Origin of the sequence: Streptomyces capoamus (assembly GCF_014654935.1) — a bacterium.
GTDB lineage: Bacteria > Actinomycetota > Actinomycetes > Streptomycetales > Streptomycetaceae > Streptomyces > Streptomyces capoamus.
In genome coordinates this window covers 42,911-45,515 of the sequence record NZ_BNBF01000020.1, presented here as the reverse complement: position 1 = coordinate 45,515, position 2,605 = coordinate 42,911, and the positions used below count along the sequence as shown (strand labels likewise).

Sequence of the window (2,605 nt, the reverse complement as noted above, 5' to 3'; positions counted from 1 at the left end):
TACGACACCCTCGTCGGCCAGCGCGGCCGCACCCTGTCCGGCGGACAGTGCCAGCGGCTGGCGATCGCCCGCGCGATGATCCGGGACGCGCCCGTGCTGCTCCTGGACGAACCGACGGCCGGGCTCGACATCCGGTCGGGCCGTCGGATCATGGACCCGCTGCGCCGGCTCATGGCCGGGCGGACCACGGTCGTCATCTCCCACAACCTGCTGACCGTCCGCGACGCCACCCGCATCGCCGTCCTCGACCACGGCCGGATCGTGGAGCACGGCGCCCACGACGACCTGCTCGGGCACGACGGCACCTACGCCCGACTGCACCGGCTGAACAGCGGAGCGGTGCTGCCATGAGCGTCTCCGCCGCACCCGGCGCCCCGGCCCCGCCCCTGCCTCCGGGCACCGAGCCGGTCCCGGGCTACGAGATCCTGGCCTGCCTGGCCCGCACCGGCTGGCTGGACGTCTACGACGCCTGGAGCGCGGAACGCGACTGCCGGTGCGTCCTGAAGACGGTGCGCCCGGACCGGCGCGGCGAGCGGCGGCTGACGGAGCGGCTGCTGCGCGAGGGGCGGTGGCTGCGGGAGTTCACCCACCCGCACCTGGTCCGCGCCTACGACGTCCACACGGACCCCGAACCGCTCGTCGTCCTGGAGACGCTGACCGGTGAGACGCTGTCCCACCTGCTGCACCGGCTGCGGCACCGGCCGGCCGCGACGGACGTGGCGCTGCTCGGGGTGCAGCTGTGCTCCGCCGTCCACTACCTGCACGGCCGGGGCCTGCTGCACCTGGACCTCAAGCCGTCGAACGTGGTGGTGGACCGCGGGCTGGTGAAGGTGCTGGACCTGAGCACCGCCCGGCCCCCGGGGCCCGCCCCGCCGGGCGTGGGCACCCGCGGTTACCTCGCCCCGGAGCAGGCCCGTGGCGTACCGCTCACGGCCGCCGCCGACGTGTGGGGCATCGGCACCACCCTGTTCGAGGCCGCCTGCGGCGCCCTGCCGTTCGCGCGCCCCACGACCGGCGACAGCCGTACCGGGACCGGCACCGGCGGCCCGGACGGCCGGTGCCCGCGGCCGGAGCGGACCGCGCCGCCGGCCGGGTCCCGGCGGCGGCTGCCGCCCGCGCTCGCCGCCGCCGTCGACGCCTGCCTGCGGCCCGATCCCGCGGCGCGGCCCACCGTCGACGCACTGGCCGCCGCGCTGGAGGCCGTCCTGCCGGCACCGCGCCGCGGCCGGTGAGCGGCCGGTGCACGCCCGGTCCGGTCCGGGAGGCCGGTCAGGCCTGAGAGGTCGTGACCTGTGCCTTCTGCAGCTGGGCGGTGGCCAGGACGGTGCCGTCGGATGACACCAGCCGGGCAGCGGAGTACCGGGTGAGGTCGCCGGGCACCGCCACGCCCCAGTTGCCGTGCCCGTCACGCAGGGTGAAGTCGCCCGCCCGCAGGCTCGTGCCGTCCGGGCGGTCCAGGTAGCAGGTGACCGGGCCGTCGTGCCGGCTGCCGGTCAGGGCGACGGACACGAAGACCCAGCCGGGCGGCCCCGGGTGGGCGTAGACCTCGCCGACGTCCTGCCCGCCGCGCCCGGCCGGGGTCATGTCCCCGACCATCACGGGCTCGGACTGCTCGGTGGCGGGCGGAGAGGCGACGACCTCCTCGACGGCGGTGCCGATCGCCCAGCCGGCGAATCCGACGGCGACGGCGAGCGTGGCCCCGACCACCGCGACCCGGACCCGGGGCCGCCGGGCGCCGCGGTGCGGGCCCGGGCGGGAGCGGCCGGGCGCGCGCCGCTGCCCCTCGGACACGCCCGCCCGCCGGGCCAGACCGCGCGCCACCCGGGTCTCGAAGCCGGGCGGCGGCTCACGGTCCGGCAGCAGGCCGACCAACCGGTCACCGACCTGGGTCAGTTGCCGGACGTACTCCCGGCAGTCCGCGCACCGGTCCAGATGGGCGACCGCCTCGGCCCGCTCCCAGCCGGACAGCACGCCCAGCGCCAGCTCGGGGCCGATCTCCCGCAACTGCTCGCAGTCCACGTCACCGGACATGGTCGCCTCGCTTCGCAGACGCGGTGGCGGTGCGCAGTTTCGCCATCGCCGTCCTGATCCGCGTCTTGGCGGTGCCCAGCGGGATCCGTTCCGCGTCGGCGACCTGCCGGGCCGTCATGCCGTAGATCCCGGCCATCATCAGCGCCCTGGCCTGCTCCCGTGGCAGCCGCGCCAGGGCGGCCCGGACCTGGGCGGAGGCCTCGTCGGCCAGCGCCCACCGCTCGGGCGTCTCGGTGACGGCGTCCAGCAGGTCCTCGAGGTCCTCGGGTGCCATCGGCTCCGTCCGCCGGGCGCGGACGGCGTCGACGGCCAGGTTGTGCGCGATGCTCGTCAGCCAGGTCATGACCGAGCCGCGGCGCGAGTCGTAGATCTGCGCATGACGCCACGCACGCTCGAACGTCTGCTGGGCGACGTCCTCGGCGAGTTGCTGGTCCCCGGTGACGGCCCTGGCCACACCGAAGACCCGATGCTGGAACCTCCGTACGAAGAGCACGGCCAGCTCCGGGTCCCCGGCAGCCAGACCGGACAGCAGAGCATCGTCCGGGAGGCGGCCGTTCGGGAACCGGTTTCCCGA

Annotated in this window: 4 protein-coding genes; 2 read left to right on the top strand and 2 right to left on the bottom strand. The window is 76.2% G+C overall.

Annotation, left to right across the window (positions count from 1 at the left end; all coding sequences use genetic code 11):
* Both IE312_RS42085 and IE312_RS27510 read left to right on the top strand, forming a co-directional pair.
* On the top strand, positions 1–351 hold a 351-nt coding region (locus IE312_RS42085; protein WP_229900507.1), incomplete at its 5' end, for an ATP-binding cassette domain-containing protein.
* Entirely contained in the window at positions 348–1,232 is an 885-nt protein-coding gene (locus tag IE312_RS27510) for a serine/threonine-protein kinase (RefSeq protein ID WP_189985004.1), read from the top strand. The genes IE312_RS42085 and IE312_RS27510, both read left to right, overlap by 4 nt.
* Positions 1,233–1,269: 37 nt before the next feature.
* Here IE312_RS27510 and IE312_RS27505 read toward each other — a convergent pair whose 3' ends face one another.
* Both IE312_RS27505 and IE312_RS27500 read right to left on the bottom strand, forming a co-directional pair.
* Entirely contained in the window at positions 1,270–2,031 is a 762-nt protein-coding gene (locus IE312_RS27505; RefSeq protein ID WP_189985003.1) for a hypothetical protein, read from the bottom strand.
* Positions 2,021–2,605: RNA polymerase sigma factor (locus IE312_RS27500; RefSeq protein ID WP_229900506.1), on the bottom strand; the 585-nt coding region annotated here is incomplete at its 5' end. The genes IE312_RS27500 and IE312_RS27505, both read right to left, overlap by 11 nt.